General features: G+C 71.5%; 20 protein-coding genes. 10 read left to right on the top strand and 10 right to left on the bottom strand.

From position 1 onward, the window contains the following. The first annotated feature begins 19 nt into the window (after positions 1–19). From AP234_RS19235 to AP234_RS39235, 3 genes are read left to right on the top strand one after another with little or no spacing between them, the layout of a single operon-like run. Entirely contained in the window at positions 20–925 is a 906-nt protein-coding gene (locus AP234_RS19235) for a pseudouridine-5'-phosphate glycosidase (RefSeq protein ID WP_055481077.1), read from the top strand. Positions 926–941: 16 nt separating this feature from the next. After that, entirely contained in the window at positions 942–1853 is a 912-nt protein-coding gene (locus AP234_RS19240) for a PfkB family carbohydrate kinase (protein ID WP_063842999.1), read from the top strand. Positions 1854–1895: 42 nt separating this feature from the next. Next, the gene (locus AP234_RS39235) at positions 1896–3701 is read left to right on the top strand and encodes a hypothetical protein (protein WP_152990510.1); all 1806 of its coding nucleotides are present in this window, start codon (positions 1896–1898) and stop codon (positions 3699–3701) included. Between the two features lie 263 nt (positions 3702–3964). On the opposite strand, the gene AP234_RS19250 is transcribed toward AP234_RS39235, so the two are convergent. From AP234_RS19250 to AP234_RS19270, 5 genes are all read right to left on the bottom strand, one after another. Further along, a complete protein-coding gene (locus AP234_RS19250) occupies positions 3965–4399 on the bottom strand; it encodes a GNAT family N-acetyltransferase (RefSeq protein ID WP_055481079.1) in 435 nt (144 codons plus the stop codon). A gap of 106 nt (positions 4400–4505) precedes the next feature. Continuing rightward, the gene (locus AP234_RS19255) at positions 4506–5651 is read right to left on the bottom strand and encodes an acyl-CoA dehydrogenase family protein (protein WP_055481080.1); all 1146 of its coding nucleotides are present in this window, start codon (positions 5649–5651) and stop codon (positions 4506–4508) included. A gap of 3 nt (positions 5652–5654) precedes the next feature. After that, entirely contained in the window at positions 5655–6563 is a 909-nt protein-coding gene (locus tag AP234_RS19260; protein WP_055481081.1) for a hydroxymethylglutaryl-CoA lyase, read from the bottom strand. Then, entirely contained in the window at positions 6560–8566 is a 2007-nt protein-coding gene (locus AP234_RS19265; RefSeq protein WP_055481082.1) for a biotin carboxylase N-terminal domain-containing protein, read from the bottom strand. Before AP234_RS19265 ends, AP234_RS19260 begins: the two co-directional genes overlap by 4 nt. 11 nt (positions 8567–8577) lie before the next feature. Beyond that, entirely contained in the window at positions 8578–10152 is a 1575-nt protein-coding gene (locus AP234_RS19270; RefSeq protein WP_055481083.1) for a carboxyl transferase domain-containing protein, read from the bottom strand. Positions 10153–10200: 48 nt separating this feature from the next. On the opposite strand from AP234_RS19270, the gene AP234_RS19275 reads away from it, so the two are divergent. Further along, positions 10201–10776, top strand: coding sequence for an SACE_7040 family transcriptional regulator (locus tag AP234_RS19275; protein WP_055481084.1), 576 nt, complete (start codon positions 10201–10203; stop codon positions 10774–10776). Positions 10777–11115: 339 nt separating this feature from the next. Beyond that, positions 11116–12165: an endo-1,4-beta-xylanase gene (locus AP234_RS19280; protein WP_055481085.1), complete on the top strand. Its 1050-nt coding sequence runs from the start codon at positions 11116–11118 to the stop codon at positions 12163–12165. 96 nt (positions 12166–12261) lie between these two features. Here AP234_RS19280 and AP234_RS19285 read toward each other — a convergent pair whose 3' ends face one another. The 3 genes from AP234_RS19285 to AP234_RS19295 form a co-directional block, all read right to left on the bottom strand. Continuing rightward, complete coding sequence (locus AP234_RS19285) at positions 12262–13419, bottom strand: FAD-dependent oxidoreductase (RefSeq protein ID WP_055481086.1); 1158 nt, start codon at positions 13417–13419, stop codon at positions 12262–12264. Between the two features lie 63 nt (positions 13420–13482). Beyond that, entirely contained in the window at positions 13483–14355 is an 873-nt protein-coding gene (gene sigJ / locus AP234_RS19290) for an RNA polymerase sigma factor SigJ (RefSeq protein ID WP_055481275.1), read from the bottom strand. Positions 14356–14371: 16 nt separating this feature from the next. After that, on the bottom strand, positions 14372–16582 hold the full coding sequence (locus AP234_RS19295) for a thiamine pyrophosphate-dependent enzyme (RefSeq protein ID WP_055481087.1): 2211 nt from the start codon (positions 16580–16582) through the stop codon (positions 14372–14374). A gap of 154 nt (positions 16583–16736) precedes the next feature. Between AP234_RS19295 and AP234_RS19300 the strand changes: the two genes are divergently transcribed. The 4 genes from AP234_RS19300 (at position 16737) to AP234_RS19315 (ending at position 21902) form a co-directional block, all read left to right on the top strand. Beyond that, the gene (locus AP234_RS19300) at positions 16737–18107 is read left to right on the top strand and encodes a hypothetical protein (protein ID WP_055481088.1); all 1371 of its coding nucleotides are present in this window, start codon (positions 16737–16739) and stop codon (positions 18105–18107) included. Positions 18108–18177: 70 nt separating this feature from the next. Further along, positions 18178–18900, top strand: a complete 723-nt coding sequence (locus AP234_RS19305) for a M50 family metallopeptidase (protein WP_055481089.1) — start codon at positions 18178–18180, stop codon at positions 18898–18900. A gap of 38 nt (positions 18901–18938) precedes the next feature. Next, entirely contained in the window at positions 18939–20429 is a 1491-nt protein-coding gene (locus AP234_RS19310; RefSeq protein ID WP_055481090.1) for a prolyl oligopeptidase family serine peptidase, read from the top strand. An 87-nt stretch (positions 20430–20516) separates the two neighbouring features. Then, a complete protein-coding gene (locus AP234_RS19315) occupies positions 20517–21902 on the top strand; it encodes an LCP family protein (RefSeq protein WP_063843001.1) in 1386 nt (461 codons plus the stop codon). Here the strand turns inward: AP234_RS19315 and AP234_RS19320 are convergent. Beyond that, a complete protein-coding gene (locus AP234_RS19320; protein ID WP_235558252.1) occupies positions 21899–23272 on the bottom strand; it encodes an MFS transporter in 1374 nt (457 codons plus the stop codon). The two genes, AP234_RS19315 and AP234_RS19320, sit on opposite strands and share 4 nt — an antisense overlap. A gap of 86 nt (positions 23273–23358) precedes the next feature. Between AP234_RS19320 and soxR the strand changes: the two genes are divergently transcribed. After that, the gene (gene soxR / locus AP234_RS19325; RefSeq protein WP_055481091.1) at positions 23359–23817 is read left to right on the top strand and encodes a redox-sensitive transcriptional activator SoxR; all 459 of its coding nucleotides are present in this window, start codon (positions 23359–23361) and stop codon (positions 23815–23817) included. Between the two features lie 3 nt (positions 23818–23820). Here the strand turns inward: soxR and AP234_RS19330 are convergent, their stop codons facing one another. Next, positions 23821–24732, bottom strand: coding sequence for an NADP-dependent oxidoreductase (locus tag AP234_RS19330; RefSeq protein WP_055481092.1), 912 nt, complete (start codon positions 24730–24732; stop codon positions 23821–23823). Positions 24733–24913 lie beyond the last annotated feature (181 nt).

The raw sequence follows: 24913 nt of genomic DNA on the forward strand, positions 1-24913 counted from the left end.
CGGAAGAGGCAGGAGAACCATGCGGGTATCCGACGAGGTCGCCGAGGCGCTGGCCGGAGGCAGGCCGGTCGTGGCACTGGAGTCCACCATCATCTCCCACGGGCTGCCGCAGCCCAGAAACCTCCAGGTGGCCCTGGAGCTGGAGGAGATCGTCCGGGCGGCGGGAGCCGTACCGGCCACGATGGCGGTGCTGGACGGCGTCCCGCAGGTGGGCCTCGACAAGACCGGCCTGGAGCGGATCGCCACCGAGCCGGACCTACGCAAGCTCGGCTTCCGCGATCTCGCTCCGGCGGCGGCGCTCGGCCTCAGCGGCGCGACCACGGTCTCGGGGACCTCGTTCCTGGCCGCCAGGGCAGGCATCCGGGTGTTCGCCACCGGGGGGCTCGGCGGCGTGCACCGGGGCTGGACGACCGTGCAGGACGAGTCCGCCGACCTCGACATGCTGAGCCGTACCAGAATCACCGTCGTCTGCGCGGGGGTGAAGTCGATCCTCGACGTGCCCGCCACGCTCCAGCGTCTGGAGACCCGGCAGGTGACCGTCGTCGGCTACCGCACCGACCACTTCCCCGGCTTCTACCTGCACAGCTCCGGAGAGCCCGTCGACTGGCGCATCGAGACGCCCGCCGAAGCTGCCGGCATCATGCGGGCCCAGGACGCCCTCGGCGGCCCGAAGACCGCGCTGATCGTGGCCAACCCCGTCCCGGTCGAGCTGCAACTCGACCCGGCCCTGCACGACCGGGTGCTGGCCGAGGCCCTGCGCGCGGCCGACGAGCAGGGCTGCACCGGCCAGGCGATCACGCCGTTCCTGCTGGAGTACCTCGTCGAGGGCACCGGCGGCGCCTCGCTGGAGGCCAACCTGGCCGCCGTACGGGGAAACACCCGCCTCGCCGCCGAGATCGCGGCATCCTGGACCGGGGGGATCTGATGGACGGCGTGGTCTGATGGGCGGCCTGCTGGTGATCGGCGACGTCGTCACCGACGTCGTGGCGCTGCACTCGCAGCCGATCGCCACCGGCACCGACACACCCGCCGACATCACGCTGCGCCCGGGCGGCTCGGGGGCCAACACCGCGGCCTGGGCCGCCCATCTCGGCGTGGACACCCGCTTCCTCGGCCGGGCCGGCCGCGACACCGGTGAGTGGCACACCACCGAACTGGCGCGGACCGGCGTGCGGCCGCACGTGCGGATCGACCCCGAGCGGCCGACCGCGGTCGTGATCTCGATGGTCGACGACACCGGTGAGCGGTCCATGCTCACCAACCGCGGGGCCGGCGGCCGCATCGGCGTGGCCGACTGGACGTCCTCACTGCTCGACGGCGTAGGGCACCTACACGTGTCGGGATACACGCTGTTCGCCGAGCCGGGGCTGGAGCTGGCGCGGCTGGCGATGCGGGAGGCCGCCGAGCGCGGCGCGACCATCAGCGTCGACCCCGCCTCCGCCGGGTTCCTGCGCGACTTCGGTCCCGGCCGGTTCCTCCGGGAGACCTCCCTCGCCGGGCTCGTGATCCCCAACCAGGAGGAGGCGCTGCTGCTCGCCGGGGAGCCGCACGCCGAGGCCGCCGCCGAGGCACTCAGCGTGACGTACGGCCTCGCGGTCGTGAAGCTGGGCGCCGAGGGGGCGCTGCTCGCCCGGGACGGGCGGGTGGTCGCGCGGGCTCGGGCGGCCATCGACGATGTGATCGACTCCACCGGTGCGGGGGACGCGTTCGCGGCCGGCCTGCTCGCCGGGCTGCTGTCCGGACTGGCTCTCGAAGACGCCCTCAGAAAGGGCTGCGCGGCGGGATCGGCGGCCGTCGGACAGGTCGGCGGGCGGCCGGTGGCCGACAGGTCGCCGCGAACTTTATCCTATTGACACCAATTGCTCGTCAGCGGCGTAAGCTGCACCATTAGCAACATGCGTCACTCGCGGGAGGGTGCGGTCAATCCGATGGACGCCGAGTCAAGGATCTGCCTGAGCGACATGGTCCCCGCCCTGCGCTGGAGCCGTCCGCAGCAGGTGGCCGAAATGCTGGCCGACCCGCGTCTGCCCGGGGGCTGGTGGGCCTCCGTCACGCTCAGACAGGCCATGGAGGCGACCGGAGTCGACTGGCTCTGCGAACGGCTCGCACGGCTGGCGGTGGGCCGCTGGGACCATCTCCCGCTCACCGATCTGCTCCCCGCGCTTCAGGTGCACGCCGTCGACCCCGCCATGCCCAGCTGGCCGGAACCGGTCCGCTCTCTCGTCAACGGTCTGGGCGGCTGGTACCGCCTGCGCCGCCTCACGCCCTGCGACCTACAGGCCCCCGCCGCTCCCGCCGCCCCCGAGGTCATTCTCACCACCGTCTTCCGGGAGGTCTTCGGCCATCTGGCCCTCCCGGCGGGGCCCGCAGCCCGGGCTGCGGCCGTACCGGCCCCGCCACAGCAGGTCCCGGCGCAGCAGGCGCAGACGGCTCCGGCACCGCCGCCCCCGGCACAGGCGGCTCCGGCACCGGCTCCGACACAGCAGGCGCCGCCGCCGACGGGGCCGATACGGCACACCGGGCCGATCCCGACGGCACGGCACACCGGGCCGATGCCCGCCGTGCGGCAGACCGGGCCGATGCCGGCCGTGCCGACGCAGGCGGCGGCACCGGCCCCGGCCCCCGCGGCCGAGCCTCCCCCGCCGCCGGGCGAGCACCCGATGGTCGTGCTCGTGGACGGGCTGTTCCGCGGCTGGGACCCGCTGACCAGGGCCGTCGCGGCCCAGCGGCTGTTCGCGGCAGAACCGGTCGGCCTGCGCGAGCTCGCCCACAACCTGAACGTCGACCGCGACGCCCTGTCCCACGCGCAGCGGGCCGCCGAGGAGCGCGTCCTCCACTGGCTGCGCTCCCCCGACTCCGCGCCGCTCACCGGTCACCTGTTCGGGCTGACCGAGTGGCTCGGCGCTGCGGCCACCCAGGATCAGCTCATCTCCGCCGACCCCTCCCATCCGGTCGAGGTGCCGGCTCTCGGCGTGCCGCTGTGGCGGGTGCTCGTCACGCTGATGCCCGACCGCCGCCTCCAGGACGGCTGGCTCGTCGTCGGCGACCTGATCGGGCTCCGGGAGAAGACGCGCCAGTTGCTGGCCGGCAAACCGGCCGACGCCGACGTCATCGAACTGCTCGGCCGGCTCGGCATCCGGGCGCACTCGGCGCGCGCCTGGCTGGAGTCGATGCCGCGGCCCGAGGCGCCCACCGCCGAGCCGGACAAGCCCACACCGCTGCCCAGGCGCACGCCGGGGGCGAACGGCCACCATCACCACCGGGGCGGGGTGCCGATACCGTCACAGGCGAACAACGGGCCCGACGCGGCGACCGCGCTGGCCGCGCTCAACGCGCTCACCGGCGGGGCGCCGCGCCAGCAGCCGCGGCCGCATCTCGTGCCCAATCCCCGTCCGGCGTCCAGCCCCGCCTCCGACCCCCGGCGCTGGCAGCGGATCGACGTCACCAGCGGGCACCTGCGGGGCGAGCCGGTGGCCGTCCCCGAGGGGTACGCCGCCCAGCTCGGCATGCGTCCCGGCACGCTGCTGTCGGTCACCGGCCCCGGGGACAACGCGGTCGTGCTCGTCTGGCGTGACCGGCAGCCGGTCTTCGACTCCCTCCAGCCCGTCCTGATGCGGCTGAACGCCCAGCCGGGCGACTCGGTCTACGTCACCGTGGACGGCTACCGCCTCGACGCCCAGCTCACCTCCGTCCCCTCGTGATCTTGCGAATGCTCGCAGACGGGCCGCCTGACCTGGCCATTCACCTGCCGTGATCTTGCAGAACCTTGCAGCCATGTCCATTGACCTGCGGTTTCACCATTCGTGATCTTGCAGTGTCGAGTGCAAGATCACGAATGGTGAGACCGCAGACAGATTGGACAATGTGCGAGATTCTGCAAGATCGCGTACGACAAGCCGCAGGTGGAGCGACCCCCGTGCGAGTATTCGCAAGATCACGGGGGGAGTTCTGGAAAGGATGGGGGTCAGTTGCACATCTTGCGGTAGTAGGTGCCGGCGACCTCGTACCCCAGGGCGCCGTAGAACTCGGCCGCCCGGCGGGTGGCCATCGCCACGTAGCCGGCTCCACGCGAGCGCGCCCACGTCTCGAACTCCTCGAGCAGCCTGCGGCCGATGCCGTGGCGCCGGTACTTGTTCTCGATCATCGCCTCCTCCACCCAGGCGACCGGGCCGTTGGCGAACAACGTGAGATGCGAGAAACCGAGCAGGTAGCCACGCACCGCTCCGTCGAGCGTGGCTACGATCAGCAGCGTGTCCTCGTTCTCGAGGAGCTGCGGGAAGGCCGCGTCGAACGACGCACGCTCCGGACGGAACGTCAGGGCGAACTCCCGCGCCAGCGCGAAAATCTGGTCCGCATCGGACTTCTCGGCCTTACGGAACATCAGCTGACCAGACGTCATGGGAAGACTCTAGGTTTCGCCGGGCGGACACGTCCATTCGCCGCAAGTCACGGTGAGACGGATCACTTCCGAAAAGACCCGACCGTCACCTCCCCAAAAGACCGGCTCACGCGTCCATGCCGAGTTCCCGGGCGATGAGCATGCGCTGCACCTCGCTCGTGCCCTCGCCGATCTCCAGGATCTTGGCGTCCCGGTAGAACCTGCCGACGGGGAACTCGTTCATGAACCCGTAGCCGCCGAAGATCTGGGTGGCGTCGCGGGCGTTGTCCATCGCCGCGTTCGACGAGACGAGCTTGGCGATGGCGGCCTCCTTCTTGAACGGCAGGCCGGCCAGCATTCGCTCGGCCGCGTGGTAGTAGGCGAGCCGCGCCGTGTGCGCCCTGGCCTCCATGTCGGCGATCTTGAACTGGATGGCCTGGAAACCGCCGATCGTCCGGCCGAAGGCCGTACGCTCACGCGCGTAGCGCAGCGACTCGTCGATGCACCCCTGGGCCAGGCCCACCGACAGGGCGGCGATGGCGACGCGCCCCTCGTCGAGGGTACGCAGGAACTGCGAGTAGCCCCGGCCGCGCTCGCCGAGAAGGTTCTCCTCCGGCACGCGGCAGTCGGTGAACGACAGCTCACGGGTGTCGGAGGCCGACCAGCCCACCTTGGAGTACTTCTTCGACACCGTGAGGCCCGGCGTGTCCGAGGGGACGATGATCGTGGAGATCTCCGGTCGCCGGCCCTCGCCGGCGGTGATCGCGGCGACCGCGACGAAGGCGGTGATGTCGGTCCCCGAGTTCGTGATGAACGCCTTGGACCCGTTGATCACCCATTGGCCGTCGTCGAGGACGGCCGTCGTCCGCATGCCGCCGGGCACGTCGGTCCCGCCCCCCGGCTCGGTCAGGCCGAAGGCCCCGAGCCGCTCCCCCGACGCCAGCTTCGGCAGCCACCGTTCCTTCTGCTCGGCCGTGCCGTACCGCAGGAGGGGCATCGCGCCCAGCGAGACCGCCGCCTCCAGCGTGATGGCGACGGAGGAGTCGACCCGGGCCAGCTCCTCCAGTGCGAGGCACAGGGCGAAGTAGTCGCCGCCCATGCCGCCGTACTCCTCCGGGACGGGCAGGCCGAACAGCCCCATCGCGCCCATCTTCCGGACGATCTCGTAGGGGAACTCGCCCCGCTCGTAGTAGTCCCCGATCACGGGGGCGACCACCTCGCGGGCGAACTCCTCGACCGACTTGCGCAGCTCGATGTGCTCGTCCTTGAGCATCTTCTACAACTCCTTAGCGAGAGCCTGGACGACCCGGGACGGGCTCGGACGGCCGAGGATGTCGGCGAGCCACAGGCTGGTGACCGCCAGTGATCTGACGTCGACACCGGTCTCCACGCCGAGACCGTCGAGCATCCACACCAGGTCCTCGGTCGCCAGGTTGCCGGTGGCGCTCTTCGCGTACGGGCAGCCGCCGATGCCGCCGGTGGAGGCGTCGACGACGGTGATCCCCCGGCGCAGGGCCGCGAGGGTGTTGGCGAGGGCCTGGCCGTAGGTGTCGTGGAAGTGGACGGCCAGCCGGTCGAGCCCGACGCCGGCGTCCTCGAAGGCGTCCAGCAGGGCGTCCACGTGACCGGGTGTGCCCACCCCGATCGTGTCGCCCAGCGACAGCTCGTAGCAGCCCAGGTCGAGCAGCCGTCGGCCCACCCGGGCCACCTGCTCCGGCGCGACCGGGCCCTCCCACGGGTCGGCGAAGCACATCGAGACGTACGCCCTGACCCGCAGGCCGGCCGCCAGCGCCCGCTCGACGACCGGGGCGAACATCTCGAACTGGGACTCCAGAGTCCGGTTCAGGTTCCGCTGCGCGAACGTCTCGGTGGCGCTGCCGAAGATCGCGATGTCCGTGACCCCCCCGTGTTTGAGAGCACAGTCCAGGGCGCGGTCGAGCCCCCGCTCGTTGGGGACCAGCACCGGATAGCGGACACCGGGCGCGCGCGGCAGGTCGGCCAGCAGTTCGGCGGCGTCCGCGAGCTGGGGCACCCATTTCGGGTGCACGAAGCTCGTCGCCTCGATCGTGGTCAGGCCCGCCTCGGCCAGCCGCCGGACGAACTCCCGCTTGACCTCGACCGGCACCGTCACGGACTCGTTCTGCAGGCCGTCGCGCGGGCCCACCTCGTAGATCGTCACTTTCATGCCGTCACCGCCGTCACCCTCGCCAAGATCGCGTCGAGCTCCACGGACTGGCCGGGTCTGGCCCGCAGCTCGGCGAGCACGCCGTCGACCGGAGCGGTCAGCGTGTGCTCCATCTTCATCGCCTCCACGATCAGCAGCGGCTGGCCCGCGGTCACCCGGTCGCCCTCCGCCGCCTTCACCACCAGGACGGTCCCGGGCATCGGGCTGCGCACCACCCCGTCGCCCGCGTGACCGGCCGCCTCGCTGTCCCGGCCGGGCTCGGCCCGGGTGATCCGCCAGGTGTGGCCGCCCTCCTCGTGCCACAGCGCGCCGAGCCAGAGCGCGTCGCGGTCCCTCGCCACGGCGTAGCGCCGGGTGACCCCGCCGACCGTGACCGCCGCCTCGCTCCCGTACGGCCCAGGGTGTGCGTACGGCACCAGCCGCGCCCGGCCGAGTGAACGACCGTTAACTTCGATCTCCGCGTCGTCCACGGGGCCGCGCACCCGCACCGGCACGCCGAGCCGGTGGAGGGTCCACGCCCGCTCCCCGATGCGCCAGCCGTCCGCGACGTCCCACGGATCGCCCGGCGACTCGCCGGAGGGTTCGCCCGCCTCCGATTGGAAGACCAGCGCGGCCGCCGCGAGAACCTCCTCGGCCACGGCCACCGGCTCACCCGTCAGGTCTTCCGCGGCGTGCCGTTCCGCCATGTGGCTCTCGACGAGGCCGGTGTCGAGCCGCCCGGCGGCCACCCGGGGGTCGCCCAGCAGATCGCGCAGGAACGCGACGTTCGTGGTCACGCCCAGGATCACGGTCGAGCCGAGTGCCCGGTCGAGAGCGGTGAGTGCGCCCGCACGGTCGGGCGCCCAGGCCGCGACCTTGGCCAGCATCGGGTCGTAGTCGCTGCCCACGACCATGCCCTCGGCCAGCCCGCTGTCCACCCTGACGCCCGCCCCGGCCGGTTCGCGCAGGGCCAGGATCCGCCCGCCCGTGGGCAGGAAGTCCCTGGCCGGGTCCTCCGCGTAGAGGCGGGCCTCGACGGCGTGGCCGCGCAGCCGCACCTCGTCCTGCCCGAACGGCAGCGGCTCGCCGGCGGCGATGCGCAGCTGCAGCTCGACGAGGTCGAGCCCGGTCACCATCTCGGTCACCGGGTGCTCCACCTGGAGCCGGGTGTTCATCTCCATGAAGGAGAACTCGATCGGCCCCTCGCGACCGGAGACGATGAACTCCACCGTTCCCGCGCCGACATAGCCCACGGCCCGGGCCGCCTCGACCGCCGCCGCGCCCATCCGCCGCCGCGTCGGCTCGTCCAGCAGCGGCGAGGGCGCCTCCTCGATGATCTTCTGGTGGCGGCGCTGCAGGCTGCACTCGCGCTCCCCCAGATGCACCGCGTTCCCGTGGCCGTCGGCGAGGACCTGGATCTCGATGTGCCGGGGGCGCTCCACCAGCCGCTCGATCAGCAGCGTGCCGTCGCCGAAAGCGGCCAGCGCCGTACGGCGGGCCGACTCCAGCGCGGCGGGCAGTTCGCCGGCCGACCACACCGGCAGCATGCCCTTGCCGCCGCCCCCGGCCGATGGCTTGACCAGCACAGGGAAGCCGATCCGGGTCGCCGCCTCGACGAGGTCGTCGCCCGGTTCCGCCCCGCCGGGCACCACGGGCACCCCGGCCCGGGAGACCGTCTCCTTGGCCCGGATCTTGTCGCCCATGGCCTCGATCGCCTCGGCCGGCGGCCCGACGAACACCAGGCCGGCGGCGGCGCATCGGCGGGCGAACTCCGCGTTCTCGGCGAGGAATCCGTACCCGGGATGGACCGCCTCGGCGCCGGCGGCCCGGGCTGCCCCGATGACGGCGTCGATGTCAAGGTAGCCGCGCTCCAGCCGTACGGCGAGGTCGGCCTCGCGCACATGGCGGGCGTCGCGGTCGGCGTCGCTGTGGACGGCGACCGAGCGGACGCCCATGGCCCGCAGCGTCCGGATGATCCGGACCGCGATCTCGCCGCGGTTGGCGATGAGTACGCTCGCGAACATCACTGACTCACTCACATCCGGAAGACGCCGTAGCCGACGGGTTCGAGCGGGGCGTTGGCGGCGGCGCCGAGGGCCAGGCCGAGCACGGTCCTGGTGTCCGCCGGATCGATCACCCCGTCGTCCCACAGCCGGGCCGTCGAGTAGTAGGGACTGCCCTGGTGCTCGTACTGCGCGCGGATCTCGTCGGCGTCCGCGTCGCCCACCATGGTCAGCACGGTCGCGGCCTGCTCCCCGCCCATCACCGAGATCCGGGCGTTCGGCCACATCCAGAGGAAACGCGGCGAGTAGGCCCGGCCGGCCATGGCGTAGTTTCCCGCGCCGAACGACCCGCCGATGATCACGGTGAACTTGGGCACCCGGGCGCAGGAGACCGCGGTGACCATCTTCGCGCCGTGTTTGGCGATGCCGCCGTGCTCGTACGCCTTGCCGACCATGAAGCCGCTGATGTTCTGGAGGAAGACCAGCGGGATGCCGCGCCGGTCGCACAGCTCGATGAAGTGGGCGCCCTTCAGCGCCGACTCGGCGAACAGGATGCCGTTGTTCGCGATGATCCCCACCGGGTGGCCGTGGATGTGGGCGTATCCGGTGACGAGAGTCGGGCCGTACTCGGCCTTGAACTCGAGGAAGCGGCTGCCGTCGACGATGCGGGCGATCACCTCGCGCACGTCGTACGGCGTCCGCGTGTCGGTGGGGATGATTCCGTACAGCTCACGCGGATCGCAGGCGGGCGGCTCGGCGCGGGCGACCTCCCACGGGCGGGGCGGTCGCGGGCCGAGCGTCGCCACGATGTCCCGGACGATCCGCAGCGCGTCGGCGTCGTCGGCGGCGAGGTGGTCGGTGACGCCGCTGATGCGGGAGTGGACCTCGCCGCCGCCCAGTTCCTCGGCCGTGACCTCCTCGCCGGTGGCGGCCTTCACGAGCGGCGGGCCGCCCAGGAAGATCGTGCCCTGGCCGCGGACGATCACGGCCTCATCGCTCATCGCCGGGACGTACGCGCCGCCGGCGGTGCACGAGCCGAGCACGGCCGCGATCTGCGGGATGCCCCGGGCCGACATCGTGGCCTGGTTGTAGAAGATCCGCCCGAAATGCTCCCGGTCGGGAAAGACCTCGTCCTGCTTGGGGAGGAACGCCCCGCCGGAGTCGACCAGGTAGACGCACGGGAGGTTGTTGTGCAGCGCGACCTCCTGGGCGCGCAGGTGCTTCTTGACGGTGATCGGATAGTACGTCCCGCCCTTGACCGTGGCGTCGTTGGCGACGATCACGCATTCGCGGCCCAAGATCCGGCCGATGCCGGTGATGATCCCGGCGGCCGGGGCCTGGTCGTCGTAGAGGCCGGTCGCGGCGAGCGGCGACAGCTCCAGGAAGCGACCGCCCGGGTCGAGCAGGGTGTCCACCCGGTCCCGGGGCAGCAGCTTGCCGCGTCCGACGTGCCGCTCGCGGGCCCGCTCCGAGCCGCCGCGCGCGGCGGCCGCCAGCCGCTCACGCAGCTCCGCCGCGAGGCGCTCGTTGGCCTCGGCGTTCCGCTTGTACGGCTCGCCGCCGGGATCGCACCGGCTCTCCAGGGCCGGCCATCCGCTCGTGCTCATGCCCGGATGTTAACCATCATTAACTTGCTTCGTCTACCATGGGGGCCCATGGCCACCCCTACCCGCAATCGCCGCGCCGAGATCCTGTCGGCCGCCGCGGAGCTGTTCGCCGCACGCGGCTTCCACGGGGTCCGGATCGAGGAGATCGGCTCGGCCGTGGGGGTCTCCGGTCCCGCCCTCTACCGGCATTTCAGCGGCAAGGAGGCCCTGCTCGCCGAGATGCTGCTCGACATCAGCGGGCGGCTGCACGAGCAGGGGGCCAGGCTGGCGACCACGGCCGACCGGCCGGATGCCGCGCTCGACGCGCTGCTGCGCGGGCACATCGAGTTCGCGTTGGGCGAGCCCGCGCTCATCCGCGTGCACGAGCGCGAGCTCGACAACGTGCCCGACCCGGCCCGCCGGGCGATCCGGCGGCTGCAGCGGCTCTACGTCGAGGAATGGGTGACCGTACTGACCGAGTTGCGCCCCGCCTGCGCCCCGGCGCGGCTGCGCGCCGCCACCCACGCTGTCTTCGGGCTGCTCAACTCCACCCCGCACAGCGCCGGGGAGCTCCCGCCCGAGGCCATGGCCGAGCTCCTGCACCGGATGGCCCGCACCGCCCTCATGTCCCTGGAAGAGGCGTGATCGTCATCCTCCTACCGCATCCAGGCGCAGGGCAGGTCGGGATGCGTGCGAATGGAGAGCTCGGCCACTGAGCGGTCGGCGTCCTCGTCCTCGAGTCGGCCTCCTCGTCCTCGAGTCGGCCTCCTCGTCTTCGAGTCGGCCTCCTCGTCTTCGAGTCTGAGGTCGCCATTAGGACAAATGGGACCGAAAGATTTCGAAAGATTGACGTGCAAGTAGGTTCAGCCTACGGTTTGATCTCACGAAACATCTCGGGTGTAGCCAGAAACTTTCAGTAAGCCTCTTGTCGTGGTCGTCATCGGGGGACGGCAAGATCGTTACCGGACATCCAAGTGAGGAAGCATGAAACGTCTCCTGGCAGGGCTGGCCGCCGTCGCGTTCGTACTGGTCACTCCGATTCCGGCGAGCGCCGGCGTCGGCAAGTCACCGGACGATCTGCGCGACCTGGCGCACAAGCTCGGAATTCGGATCGGTACGGCCGTCGACCCTGCCGCGTTCAGAACCGAAACCGACTATCGCCGGATGATCAACCGCGAGTTCACCAATCTCACCGGCGAGAACGCGATGAAGTGGGAGTCGGTCGAGCCCGAGCGCGGCGAATACAACTGGACGGACGCCGACCTGCTGGTACGGAACGCCATGAAGTGGGGGCAGAAGGTGCGCGGGCACACCCTCGTCTGGCACAACCAGCTCCCCACCTGGCTCACCGAGGGCGTCGAGGACGGCAGCATCGACGCCAAGGAACTGCGCAAGATCCTCCGCGACCACATCAAGACCGAGGTCGGCCGATACCGCGGCAAGATCCGCGCCTGGGACGTGGTCAACGAGGTGGTGGACGACAACGGCAAGCTGCGCGACAGCATCTGGCTCAAGCATCTCGGCCCCGGCTATATCGCCGACGCCTTCCGCTGGGCGCACCAGGCCGACCCCTCCGCCAAGCTCTACATCAACGACTACAACCTGGAGTGGGACACCAAGAAGATCGACACCACGCTGAAGATCGTCAAGGATCTCCAGCGCAAGGGCGTGCGGATCGACGGCATCGGCTTCCAGGGGCACCTGGGCATCCAGTACGACTACCCGGGTGACTTCCCCAACATCATGCGCAAGTTCACCGACCTCGGCCTCGAGGCCGCGATCACCGAGGCGGACGTGCGCATGGTTCTGCCGGTGACGCCGAAGAAGCTCGCCACCCAGGCCGACTACTACAAGCGGATGCTGTCCACCTGCGCCGCCAACAAGCGCTGCGTCGAGTTCACCGTCTGGGGCTTCACCGACCGCCACTCCTGGGTGCCCGGCTGGTTCGAGGGTGAGGGCGCCGCCTGCATCACGGACGACAAACTGGCTCCCAAGCCCGCCTACAAGGCACTCCTCACCGTCGGCAGGCGCTGACGCCGACACAAGCCCCGGCCGGGCACGCAACACCCCCTCCGGCGGGCCCGGCCGGGCTCTGCCTCGGCAGTCCGCCTGCGGCTCCCGGCCGGGAGATCAGGGCTGCCGGTGCGCGGCAGGCGCCGGAATCGCCGCCGTGTGCCGGCTCTTCAGCCACATGTAGCTCCCGGGCCTGCGCCGCTCGAGGCGGAGCGACGCGACCGTGAAACGGCAGATCAGCTCCTTGACCCAGGCCGCGGCCCGGCCGGTGACGATCCGGTCGCCGGGCGTGTCGTCGGCCCGCACCAACTGGATCAGGCCGTCGCGGCGGCCGAGGCTCACGCACTGGATGACGTACCGGAACCGGAACGGCCGAGGCGTACGGCCCCAGGCCCGCGCGTTGATCGCATCGGCGGCGTGCGCCCCGATCGGCATCCCGGTCGCGCACGACATCCGCAGCGTGCCCACGCCCGGCACCTCGACGGCCGCCGCGTCGCCCACGGCGTACACCTCGGGATGGGACGTCGAGCGCAGGGTGTCGTCGACGAGGACCCGCCCCCGCTCGTCCACGGCCAGACCGGACTCGGCGGCCAGCGACGGCACGCAGAACGAGGCGGCCCACACGACCACGTCGGCCGGGATGTCCGCCGCGTCGGTGCGCACCCGCCCCTCGTCGACGCCCGCGACCTGGGTGTGCGCGTGGACCCGCACACCGAGCCGGCCGAGCACCCCGGCGAGGTGCGCCCGCCCCTTCTCCGACAGCCCCGGGGCCGGATCACCGCCGGTGACCAGCGCCACCCGCCAGGCGGGATAGGCCTCCGCCAGCTCGGTGGCGAGCTCGACACCGGTCAGTCCCCCGCCGACCACCACGAGATCCCCGGCGCCGTCGTCGCCGAGCCGCTTCCTGAGCTCCACCGCCCGTTCGGCCGTGTAGGCGTGCCGCCTCACCCCGGGTACGTCGGTGTCGGTGCGGCTGCCCAGCGCGTAGACGAGCGTGTCATAGCCGATCTCCCGCCCGTCGTGCGTCCGCACTCGCTTCCCGTCGAGGTCGAGGCCGGTCACCCGGGCGGTCACCGTCGTGATGCCCGTGCCGCGGGTCAGCTCGGCCAGCGGAACGGTCACGCTCGGCCGGCCCGCCGCCAGTTCGTGCAGCCGGATCCGCTGGGTGAAGTGATCCTCGGCGCTGACGATCGTGACCCGGTGGCGCCGGTCCACCCGCAGCGCGGTGGTCATGCCCGCGTAACCCGCACCGATGACGACGATGTGCTGAGCCATGTGTGCCTCCTTGGTTCTGCAAGGAGGACCCGGCAGCGGCGGCCGATGTGACTATGAGGCGTGTCACACCCGAAGATGGCGCAGCTTGTCCGGGTTGAGGACGACGTCCACCTCGGTGATACGGCCGTCGGCGACCGTGAATGCGGCGACACTGTTCACCGCACCCGACGGCTCGACGAGCACCAGGCCGGCCCGGCCGTTGACCGTGCGGACCTGTACGGACATCCCCGTGCCCGCGTACCAGCGGGAGACCAGACCGAGCACGAGCCTCGACACCTTCTCGGCGCCGGTGACGGGGAGACGGGCGGCGGAGACGACGCCGCCGCCGTCGGCGCGCCAGACGACATCGGGGTCGAGCACCGCGACCAGGGCGGGCAGGTCGCCGGAGGTCGCGGCCGCGATGAACGCCTCGACCGCCTTCCGGTGGGCCGACGGGTCGGCGGACCGCCGGGGGGCGTAGTCGTTGACCCGGCGGCGGGCGCGCGAGGCGAGCTGCCGCACGGCCTCGGGGGTGCGGCCGATGATGGCGGCGATCTCGTCGAACGGCACGGCGAAGACGTCGTGGAGGACGAACGAGGTCCGCTCCGCCGGGGTCAGCCGTTCCATGACGGCGAGCAGCGCCATGCCGACCGACTCGTCCATGATGACGCGGTCTTCCGGCCCGTCCTGAGCGAGCACCGGTTCCGGAAGCCACTCACCGACGTAGGTCTCCCGGCGCGACCGCGCCGAGGTCAGCAGGTCGAAGCAGATCCGGCTGACGATGGTGGTCAGATAACCGCGCCGGTCGGCCACCGACCCGTGGTCGCTGTCCCGCCACCTCAGCCAGGCCTCCTGGACGGCGTCGTCGGCGTCGCCGACCGTGCCGAGGATGCGGTAGGCGACGCTCCACAGGTGCCCCCGGTGCTCCTCGAAGCCCTCCTGCCACGTCCCGGTCACGCCCACAGCACCCGTTCTATCTCTTGAGGAGCTCGCGTGCGGCCCGCTCGATGTCGGCCTCGGACATCAGCACGGTCTGCGCCGCCGGGCCGAGCGGGACGAAGCTGTCGCGGGAGGTGACCCGGGCGATCGGGCCGGTGAAGCCGCTGTCGAGCAGCGCCGCCATCACGCTCTCCGAGACGCCGCCGGTGCGGCGGGTCTCGTCGGCGATCAGCACCCGGCCGGTGAGCTCCGCGGCGCGCAGGAGGTCCGCCACCGGCAGCGGCGCGAGCCAGCGCAGGTCGAGCACGCGACAGCCGATCTCCTCGGCGGTGAGCTTCACCGCGGCACGCAGGCTCATCCTGACCCCGTTGCCGAAGGTGACGATGGTCAGGTCCCGGCCCTCACCGTACGAACGGGCCCGGCCGACGGGCACGTGCGTCTCCGCCCAGCGGGCGGGCGGCGCGTACGGCGCGAGCCAGCCGCCGTCGCCCTTCTCGAACAGGTCGCGGGTGTGATAGAGGGCGATCGGCTCCAGGAAGACGCACACGCTCCCGTCGACGCGGGCCGCGGCGAGGCAGGTCCGCAGCATCGCGGCGGCGTCGTCCGGCCGGGACGGTGACGCGAGAATAATGCCAGGAATATCCCGCAATGCGGCAATTGAGGAATCATTGTGGAAATGTCCCCCAAAGCCCTTTTGATACGCATATGACGCCACGCGCAGGACGAGCGGATTGCGATACGCGCCCTGCGAGAAGAACTGCATCGTGGCCGCCTCGCCGCGAATCTGGTCGAGCGCGTTGTGCAGATAGGCCAGGTACTGCATCTCGGGCACCGGCAGCAGCCCGGACACCCCTGCGCCCAGCGCGAGGCCGAGGATGGCCTGCTCGTCGAGCAGGGTGTCGAAGACGCGCTCCGCGCCGAACCTGCGCAGCAGCCCCCGCGTCACGCCGTACACCCCGCCCTTGCGCGCCACGTCCTCCCCGAACACGACGATCTCCGGGTCGAGCGCCATCGCGTCGGCCAGCGCCCGGTTGACGGCCTGGGCGAAGGTCAGCTTGCCCTCCAGCTCCGGCAGCGTGTCGAACGCCCGCTCCCGCTCCGGAGCGACCCGAGCCACCGCGGCGGCGACCACGCCGGGACGGCGCGGCGCGATCGGCGCCATCACCTCCTCCGCCGACCTCAGCCGCGGCCGGCGGGTGCACTCCATCGCGAGCTTGAGCACGTGGTCGCGCTCGGCCTCGTAGCGGGTGAGCAGTTCGTCCGGCAGCGCGAGACCGGCCTCGACGAGCAGCCGTGCCGTACCGACGAGGGGATCGCGCTCCAGGTCCTGGGCGATCTCCCTGCGGGTCCGGTAGGCGATCTCCACGTCGGATCCGGCGTGTCCCATCAGGCGCACGGTGCGCAGGTGCAGGAACGCCGGGCTTCTGGTGGACCTGACGTGGTCGACGGCCCGGCGCGCCACATCGTAGGCATCGGCGAGATCGCAGCCGTCGGCGGTGAAGTGCTCCAGCAGCGGGTGCCCGGCCTGCTCCACCCACCCCGGCGGGGTCTTCACGCTGATCCCGATGCCGTTGTCCTCGCAGACGAACAGAACGGGCATCTGCAGCCCGCGGAACCGGCCGTAGGCCGCGGTGTTCAGCCCGGTGAGCGCGGAGGCGTGGTTGACCGAGGCGTCGCCGAAGCCGCACACGGCCATCGCGTCGGCCGGCCACCTGGACGGCACGCCGAGCACACGGGCCCGCTCGATGGCGAAGGCCACACCGACGGCCCTGGGCAGATGGCTGGCGATCGTGGAGGTCTGCGGGATCACCGCGAGGTCGGGGTGGCCGAACACCTTGTGCCGCCCGCCGGCGATCGGCTCCTCGGCCGAGGCGGTCAGCCCGAGGAGCACGTCGCGCAGACCTTCCTCGGCCAGCCGTCCCGCCTGGGCCGACCGGGTCAGGTAGAAGGCCCCCGAGCGGTAGTGCAGCAGCGCGGGATCCGACACGCGTGTCGCGGCGGCGACCGCGGCGTTGCCCTCGTGGCCGGCCGATCCGATCGTGTAGAAACCCTCGTCCTGTTCACGCAGCACGCGGGCGGCGACGTCGAGGAGACGACTGGCGAGCTGGACCGCGAAGATCTCCCGGCACATCACCCCGGTCAGCGTCGTGCCCGGCCGTACCGGAAGTGCCGGGTCTTTCGGCGGCCCCGGCGTCAGCGCCCCGACGGCCTCGGCGAAGTGCGTCTCCACAGCGTCCCGCGTCACAAGCCCGATTATGTCGCAGGACTCCGACCATCGTCCGTGGAGCGATTCTTTTGACACGGATTGATGACGATAAGTCGCCCCGTTGAACCTTCCCCGTTATCCGGACGTCTCCTGATTGGCCAGCACCAAGCACCCTCACAAGGAAGGCCGGCAAATGTTCAAACGCATTCATGCCGTGGTCGCGGCGGCGGCCATGGCCGGTGCGATGCTCATCGCGCCGCCCGCCGCCGCGACCACGGCGCCCCCCGCGCCGGACGGCCTGGCGGTGTCGCCCAACCCCGTGATCGTCAGCACCGACGCGGGCACGGCTGCGACGTTCACCTTCACGACCGCCGCCGGCACGAGCGGCTCGGCCAGGCTCGTCGACGCGGGCGGCGACACCGTCAACTTCGGCTCCATCAGCGTCACCGGCGCGGGCGTCTACACGGCGAAGCGCACGTTCACGCCCGCCGACAGGCCCGGCACGTGGAAGCTCGTGGCGACGGCGATCAAGGACGGCGAGTCGGTTGAGGCCGACCTGTCGTTCCAGGTCCAGGTCAAGGTCCAGCGGGCGACGAGCCTGGACTTCGACGCCTCACCCGACGTGGTCGGACGGGGTGACAGGGTCCACCTTCGCGGCACGCTGAAGTACCGGCAGGGCCCGGCGTGGAAGGGCTACGGCGGCCAGCAGGTGGACCTCGCCTTCAAGCCGTTCGGCGGCGGCTCCTATGGCAAGGTCGGCACGGTCACGACCGACTCCAGCGGCCGGTTCTGGATCACCGAGCGGGCCTGGCGGTCCGGCTGGTGGCGGGCCGAGTTCGCGGGGACCTCCGACGCCGATGCCGCGGTCAGCGACAGCGACCGCGTCGACGTCAGAACCTCGGTGCGCGACAGCCGCATCACCGGGTTCGACGCCTCCCCCGAGCCCGTCGTGGACGGCGGGACCCTCCGCCTGCGCGGCACGCTGCAGGTCGGCGACCGGTGGAACCGGGACGGCCACCGCGGTCAGCTCGTGAAGATCATGTTCAGGCCCGACCGCGGCTACGGCTGGCGGTACGTCACCTCCGACCGGACCGACCACCGCGGCCGGTTCCAGGCCGACGTGACCGCCACCGCCTCGGGCTGGTGGCGGGCCGAGTACGCCGGCGCCAAGGGCGTGCGGGGATCGGTGAGCCAGGCCGACCACGTGCGCGTGCGGGCGTCCGAGCCGCCGGTCGTGGTGATTCCGCGGTCGGCCACCCGCATCGTCAAGTTCAACGCGGGTCCCGAACCCGTCAAGCGCGGCCGGACCATGTACTTCCGGGGCACGCTCCAGATCTGGGAGCGCGGCTGGGTGGGCTTCGGCCACCAGAAGGTCACCGTGCAGTTCAAGAAGGCGGGCAGCCACCACTGGAAGTCGGTGAAGAGCACCCGGACCAACGGTTCCGGCAAGTTCTACACCAAGACGAAGGCGTCGCTGGCCGGCACCTGGCGGGTCGTCTTCTCCGGCAACGACGAGGCCAAGCGCTCGTACTCCCACCGCGACTACGTGTGGGTCAGGCGCTGACCCACACCCGCACTCCGACGGGCGTCCGCCATCACCGGCGGGCGCCCGTCGCCTTTCGCGAAGCCGTACGATGCAGGGCGGAGGTGTCCCCCTGAACCTGCACGAACTGACCTCGATCCAGCCCCCGCCCCCACTGTGGCTGGTCGTGCTCTCCGGGTTCGCCGCTTTCGCGCTCGTGGCGTACGGCCCGGCCTGGCACGCCTCCCGCGGGCTGATCACGATCGCGCACGAGGGGGGCCACGCGCTGGCGGCCGTGCTGACCCGGCGCAGGCTGAAGGGCATCCGGCTCCACTCCGACACCTCGGGCCTGACGCTGACCAGGGGCAGACCGACCGGACCCGGCATGATCATCACGGCGGCGGCCGGCTACATCGCGCCGTCGCTGATCGGGCTGGGCGCCGCCTGGCTGCTGGCCGACGGGCACGTCACGCTCCTGTTGTGGGCCGTGATCGCGCTGCTGGCCTGCATGCTGCTGATGATCAGAAACGTCTTCGGCGCCGTGTCGCTGCTCGTCGTCGGCGGCGCTATCTTCGCGCTGACCTGGTTCGCCCCGCCGGAGGTGCGGGCCGTCTGCGCGCACATCGGGGTGTGGTTCCTGCTGCTCGGCGGGGTGCGCCCGATCCTGGAGCTGCGATCCAAGCGCAGCCGCGGCCGCGCCCCGGACTCCGACGCCGACCAGCTCGCCCGGCTCACCCGCGTCCCCGGCGCCTTCTGGGTCGTGCTCTTCCTGCTCGTCTCCGTGGCCGCCCTCGGCGCCGGCGGCTACCTCCTCGTCGATCGAGTAATGACTTAATCTGGATTCGGTATCGAAGTCGTACCGGGAGATGGGGTATGAGCGTCGGCCGGGGGACGATCGGGATGATCGCCGGCAGTTTGATGGTGGTTTTGGCCACGCTCGGCTACGTGCTCTCGCCTCCGACGTTCGACCCCGCGCCGCTGGCGGCCTCGGAGAGCTTCCACTCCCTGCCGCCGCAGCCCGCGAGCGAGACCCGCCCGGTCGCCGCGAACGCGCCGATCCGCACCGAGACGATCACGGTGCCGGCCCGCCACGAGACGCTGAAGGCCGTCATCAGATATCCGCTGACGCCGGGCAGGCATCCCGCCATGGTGTTCGTGCAGGGCTCGGGGTCGGGCAACGGATCCGAGTTCGACCAGCAGGCCGAGTGGCTGGCCAGGGCGGGCATCGTCACGCTCGCCTATGACAAGCGCACGGTCGGCTACTCCTTTCCCACCCGCGACTTCTCCCTGCTCGCCGACGACGCCCTGCGCATGCTGCGGGTGCTGCGGCAGCGGGCCGACGTCGACCCGGCCAGGGCGGGGTTATGGGGCGTGAGCGAGGGCGGCTGGGTCGCGCCGATCGCCGCCGGCACCGGTGAGGCGGCCTTCGTGGTGCTGGTGTCCTCACCGAACGTGTCGCCGATGCGGCAGGTCGCCTGGGCGCTGAACGAGCAGCTGCTGCGCCTGCACGCCCCGCCGGGCGTGCGCGACCTGCTCACCCGCGCGATGGGCGGGGTGGGCTTCGAGTTCCTCCGCCACGACGGGGTCCCCGCGCTGCGCGGGATCAAGCAGCCGGTCCTGGCCCTGTACGGCACCGACGACCCGTCGATCCCGTTCGTGGAGAGCACGGAAACGCTGGTCAACGCGCTACGCGACGGCGGCAACCCCGACTACACGATCCGCTTCCTCGCCGGTGCCGATCACGCGATGCGGATCGGCGGCGGGCCGTACGCGCCCGCTTACCTGCCGACGCTCGCCAACTGGATCAAGGACCTGCCGCGTACGGCCACGCCGGCCGCGGCGATCGCCGGGGCGACCCCGGTGCAGCGGTACGAGGCCAGCGATGTGCCGGCCGCGCCATGGTACGGCCACACCTCGATCCTGTGGCTGACGCTCTGCCTGGCCGCCGTCGGCTACGTCGCCGCCCCGGTCACCGAGATGGTCGTCCGGCTGCGGGGTCGCGACCCACGTCTCCAGACGGACCTGGAGATGTGGCCGGCCATCCGGCGACGGCTGCGCCGGATGGCCTGGGTCGGCCTGGGTGAGCTGGCCGCGGTCATCGCCTTCATCACGCTGATCGTGCTGTTCTCGGTCAACCAGGCCGGCGCGTGGCCCGCCGTGCAGGCAGGATGGCTGGTCGTACGGCTGCTCGCCGTGGTGATGCTGATGCAGGAGGTGACGGCGGCGGTGGCCGTCATGACCGCGCTGCGCGCCGGGTGGGAGCCCACGCGCTGGCAGCGCAGCGTGCTCGCGGGCGTCCTCGGCGGCACCGGGCTGCTGCTTCTCACGGCCGCCTACTTCGGGCTGTTCGCCATTCCCTGGTGACGGTCAAATGGCGGTACCGACTCTCCCAGCCGGCTCACGAGCCCGGTTTTCGCGCGGCGTGGCCGCTTCAATTGAGGCGTGTCGGCGATGCGGGAAGCGACTGAGGAGCGGAGAGCGCCAGAGGAGACGGGGCGGGGCGCCGCGCTGATCGGCTGGGTGGCGCTGTCGGCCGTGCTGCCGGGCGTCGCGCACCTGCGGGCCGGTTGGCGGCGCACCGGAACAATGCTGCTCGTCTGCCACCTGTCGGCCGTCACCACCGTGATCCTGGTGGCCGCCGGGGCGGACGCCGGGCTGGCCGGGCGGGCGCTCAACTGGCTCAGCCAGATCGCCGCGGTCGCCGGGGCCGCCGCCGTCGCGTGGTTCTGCCTGGTCCTCCACTCGTACTTCGTGCTGCGGCCGAGGCGGCTGCCGTACTCGGGACAGGTCGCCACCGGGCTGATCGCCGGGGTGCTCGCGGTGGCCTCGGCGGCGCCGTTCGCGCTCGCCGCCCGATATCTGACCGTCTCCCGGCAGACTCTCGACTCGGTCTTCGGCACGCCGGTCACCGGCCCGCGGAGCGGCGATCCATGGGTGGGCCGCGAGCGGATCAACGTGCTCCTGCTCGGCGGCGACTGGGGCCGCGACCGCATCGGCGTGCGGACCGACAGCATCAACGTGGCGAGCGTGGACGTCCGCACCGGCGAGACGGTGCTGCTGGGCCTGCCGAGGAACCTGGAGCACGTCCGCTTTCCCCCGGGCAGCCCCATGGAGCGCCGCTTCCCCTACGGTTTCGAGCTGCCCGAGTCGAAGCCGGGCTGGCGCGAGGACCTGCTGTTCTCGGTGTGGCAGTACGCCGACGATCACCCCGAGCTGTTCGGCGGACGCCGCGGCATGGGCGCCGAGACGCTGAAGCAGACCGTGGCGTACACGCTCGGCATCCCGATCGACTGGTACGCGCTGGTCAACATCTGGGGCTTCGCGAAGATCATCGACGCGCTCGGCGGCCTCGTCCTCACCATCGACCACGACATCGTGTTCGGCCGGTACGACGAGGGCCTGCTCCCGGCGGGCACCCGGCGGCTCAGCGGCGCCGAGGCGCTGTGGTACGCCCGGTCCCGCACCTTCAGCGACGACTTCGTCCGCATGCGCAGACAGCGCTGCGTGTTCAACGCGCTGCTCGCCCAGGCCGACCCGGCGGCCGTGCTGCGCCGCTTCACCGAGATCGCCGCGATCGCCCGCGGGATCATCCGTACGGACATCCCCCGGCCCATGCTGGAGCACCTGGTGCCGCTCGCGTGGAAGGTGAAGCGGGCCGAGGTGAGGAGCCTGCAGTTCATGCCGCCGATGATCAGTACGGTCCATCCCGACTGGGGCCGCATCCGCGAGCTCACCGCTAAGGCGATCGAGCCGCGTCCCTCCCCCAAGCGGCGTGCGCGGGCCTCGGCGGCGCCGTCCGCCACCGCCCCGATCTCCGACGGCTGCGGCGCTGCCTAGACGGCGTGGAGCGCGCGCCGGCCGGTCAGCGACGCGAGCAGCGCGGTGAGCCCGATCAGCGTGTAGGCGGTGAGGTAGCCGCCCGTGCCGGCGATCGACGTGAGGACGACCCCGGTGAACGCGAGGAACGCCGCGGCCGCGATGCTTTCACCGGCCTGGAGCGAGGAGCTGTAGTAGCCGTGGAGATCCGGTGGCGCGAGGGCGAGCGTGGCCGAAGTGATCACCGGGTAGGCGAGGCCCATGCCGGCCCCCATGACGACGCCGCTCACGGCGACGGCTCCGATCGGCACGAGGCCCCCGATCATGAATGCCGCGCCGATCGGGCCGACGAGCACGAGTCCGGCCGCCCAGCGCAGCAGGACCGCCGACCCGGCACGCTCCGCGAACCGCCCCTGGAGCCAGGCGCCCGCCGCCCAGCCGAGAGCGCCGACCGCGACGACGAGACCGGCGAGGGCCGGCCGCAGGCCGCGCTCCTGCTGGAGGTAGAGCGGAAGATATACGTCGGTGGCGGCGACGGCGGCCCCCAGCATGGCGCGCAGCGCGATCAATCGCGGCGCCCCGGGGCGGCCGCGCAGCGTTCCCCCGGGCAGAAGCCGGGCTCCCGCCACGATCAGGGCGACGACGCCGATGCCGAGCCAGCCGTAGAGCTGCGGCACGGGTCGCTGACCCCCCACGTGGACGGCGAGCAGCGCGGCCGCCGTGGCGACGGCCCACCACCCGCGCCGGCCGAAGACGGGCACGCGCCGGGTGTCCGCCCGGGTGCTGTGACGCCGGGTCGCGACCACCAGGATGGCGAGCGCGGCCCCGGCGCCGAGACCCACCACGGCGAACAGCACGCGCCAGTGCGCCACCTCGACGAAGGCGCCCGCGACCAGGGGGCCGACCATCGACGGCAGGATCCAGGCGGCGGTGAGCAGGCCGAACATGCGCGCGTGCGCGGCCTGGGGAATGGCCTTCGCGACGATGACGTAGAGCAGCACCGAGTCGATGCCGCCGCCGAGTCCCTGAAGCAGCCGCCCGACGACGAAGGCGGCCATGTCCGGCGCCCCCGCGCAGACGGCGAGGCCGGTGACGAAGAGACCGCCGCCGATCGCGAGCGGCGACGTGATGCCGCTGCGGTCGGCCCAGTCGCCGCCGACGATCATTCCGATCAGGGCCGTGGTCAGGGTCGCGGCGAACGCGAGCGAGTACCATGCCCGCGCGCCGAGGTCGTCGACGATCACCGGGAGCACCGTGGAGATCGACACGGACTCGAACGCGATGAAGGTCATCAGCACGAGGATGCCGGCGATGACCGGCCAGGTGCGTGCCGTCCAGAGCCGTGACCGTGTCGCCGCCCCGTCGGCGGCGACGATTGATGATGTGCTCACTGCTGCCTGTCATTCTGTGCGCGAGGTGGTGTGGCTAGACTCGACACATCAAGTCGGCTTGATGTCGGAGTCGTTTGGAGATCCGGATGCCCCAGCTTGAACCGGGTGTGATCTGGCTGAAGCCGGGACAGATCGCCGAGCGGGCCGGTGTCGCCGTCTCCACGCTGCATTACTACGAAAGCGTGGGGCTCATCCGGAGTCGCCGCACGAGCGGGAACCGGCGCGAGTACACCCGTGACACGCTGCGGCTGATCGCGTTCATCCGTGCCGCGCAGCGGGTGGGCGTCTCGCTGGAGAAGATCAGGGAAGCGCTTGACCAGCTGCCCCGGGAGCGCGTGCCCACGAAACGCGACTGGGCCCGGCTGGCACGCCAGTGGCATGACGATCTGACCACCAGGATCGAAGAGCTCACCGCGCTGCGGGACCGCTTCTCCGACTGCATCGGCTGCGGCTGCCTGTCGCTGCGGTCCTGCCCCTACTCCAACCCCGAAGACGTGCTCGGCAGGGAAGGCACCGGGGCGCGGCGCCTTCCCCGGCGGCCATGACGATCAGGACATGGTGATCACGATCTTGCCGCGCCCGTGCCCCGTACCGAGCTCGCGATGGGCGTCGGCGGCGCGGTCCAGGGGGTACGTCGAGCGGATCAGCGAGGTGATCTCGCCCTTGGCGTACAGCTCGACCAGGTGACCCAGGCGTTCCGCGGAGCGGGTGCCGGAGAGGGTGGCGACCCCGACCTTCGGGCCTTCCTCGTGCTCATAGATCGTGCGGGTCCGGGTGAGGTCCCTGGCCAGCTCCAGCGTGGCCGCCAGCGCCTCACGCCCGGCGCCGTCGAGGACGACGTCGACGCCGTCGGGCGCCAGAGCGCGCACCTGCCCGACGAGGTCCGACCGGTAGTCGACGGGTTCCGCGCCGAGCAGGCACAGGTAGTCGTGGTGATCTGAGCGCGCTGTGCCGATCACTCGCGCACCGCGCAACCGGGCCAGTTGTACGGCGAAGCCGCCGACGGCCCCGGCGGCGGCGTGGATCAGCACCACGTCTCCCGGCCCGGGCCGTACCTCCTCCCAGGCGATCTCCGCGGTCTGCGCCCCCGCGGTGAACCCACCGGCGACCTCCCACGACATCGAGGACGGCTTGCCGACGATCTGGTCGGCGCCGACCACCACGAACTCGGCGTAGCAGCCGAGCAAAGTGAAACCGAGCACCTCGTCACCGGGCCGCCAGCCGGTCACGCCGTCCCCGACGGTGTCGATCACTCCGGCGAACTCGTTGCCCGGGATGGGCGGCAGCTCACCGGTCGCGTACGGCGGTCGCCACCCAGCGCGGACGGCAAGGTCGAACGGCTGGACCCCCGCCGCGCGCACCCGTACCCGTACCTGACCCGCGCCGGGCACGGGGTCGGGAACCTCACGCGTCTGGAGTACCTCCGGTCCACCGGGCTTCGTGACATAGGCGACCTTCATGGATCTTCCTCTCATCGTTGGGAAGTCCACCGTCCTACATCAAGTCAACTTGACGTCAAGCCACCCCCTCCCCCACGCCGTGATCTTGCGAATACTCGCAGGAAGAGCCGTGAGCAGGGATTTCATGTTCGTGATCTTGCATTTCCTCGCAGACACATGCCCTGAGCAGCGGAAATATCGT

Source organism: Sphaerimonospora mesophila (assembly GCF_001417795.1).
In the GTDB taxonomy this organism is placed as follows: domain Bacteria; phylum Actinomycetota; class Actinomycetes; order Streptosporangiales; family Streptosporangiaceae; genus Sphaerimonospora; species Sphaerimonospora mesophila.

Excerpts from the sequence above, each read along its gene's own strand:
- AP234_RS19260 (WP_055481081.1), bottom strand. The coding sequence starts at position 6,563 with ATGAAAGTGACGATCTACGAGGTGGGCCCGCGCGACGGCCTGCAGAAC.
- AP234_RS19310 (WP_055481090.1), top strand. The coding sequence starts at position 18,939 with ATGAGCGTCGGCCGGGGGACGATCGGGATGATCGCCGGCAGTTTGATG.
- AP234_RS19275 (WP_055481084.1), top strand. The coding sequence starts at position 10,201 with ATGGCCACCCCTACCCGCAATCGCCGCGCCGAGATCCTGTCGGCCGCC.
- AP234_RS19255 (WP_055481080.1), bottom strand. The coding sequence starts at position 5,651 with ATGCTCAAGGACGAGCACATCGAGCTGCGCAAGTCGGTCGAGGAGTTC.
- AP234_RS19330 (WP_055481092.1), bottom strand. The coding sequence starts at position 24,732 with ATGAAGGTCGCCTATGTCACGAAGCCCGGTGGACCGGAGGTACTCCAG.
- soxR (WP_055481091.1), top strand. The coding sequence starts at position 23,359 with ATGCCCCAGCTTGAACCGGGTGTGATCTGGCTGAAGCCGGGACAGATC.
- AP234_RS19265 (WP_055481082.1), bottom strand. The coding sequence starts at position 8,566 with ATGTTCGCGAGCGTACTCATCGCCAACCGCGGCGAGATCGCGGTCCGG.
- AP234_RS19285 (WP_055481086.1), bottom strand. The coding sequence starts at position 13,419 with ATGGCTCAGCACATCGTCGTCATCGGTGCGGGTTACGCGGGCATGACC.
- AP234_RS19240 (WP_063842999.1), top strand. The coding sequence starts at position 942 with ATGGGCGGCCTGCTGGTGATCGGCGACGTCGTCACCGACGTCGTGGCG.
- AP234_RS19270 (WP_055481083.1), bottom strand. The coding sequence starts at position 10,152 with ATGAGCACGAGCGGATGGCCGGCCCTGGAGAGCCGGTGCGATCCCGGC.
- AP234_RS39235 (WP_152990510.1), top strand. The coding sequence starts at position 1,896 with ATGCGTCACTCGCGGGAGGGTGCGGTCAATCCGATGGACGCCGAGTCA.
- AP234_RS19250 (WP_055481079.1), bottom strand. The coding sequence starts at position 4,399 with ATGACGTCTGGTCAGCTGATGTTCCGTAAGGCCGAGAAGTCCGATGCG.
- AP234_RS19300 (WP_055481088.1), top strand. The coding sequence starts at position 16,737 with ATGTTCAAACGCATTCATGCCGTGGTCGCGGCGGCGGCCATGGCCGGT.
- AP234_RS19305 (WP_055481089.1), top strand. The coding sequence starts at position 18,178 with ATGCAGGGCGGAGGTGTCCCCCTGAACCTGCACGAACTGACCTCGATC.
- AP234_RS19235 (WP_055481077.1), top strand. The coding sequence starts at position 20 with ATGCGGGTATCCGACGAGGTCGCCGAGGCGCTGGCCGGAGGCAGGCCG.
- AP234_RS19315 (WP_063843001.1), top strand. The coding sequence starts at position 20,517 with ATGCGGGAAGCGACTGAGGAGCGGAGAGCGCCAGAGGAGACGGGGCGG.
- AP234_RS19280 (WP_055481085.1), top strand. The coding sequence starts at position 11,116 with ATGAAACGTCTCCTGGCAGGGCTGGCCGCCGTCGCGTTCGTACTGGTC.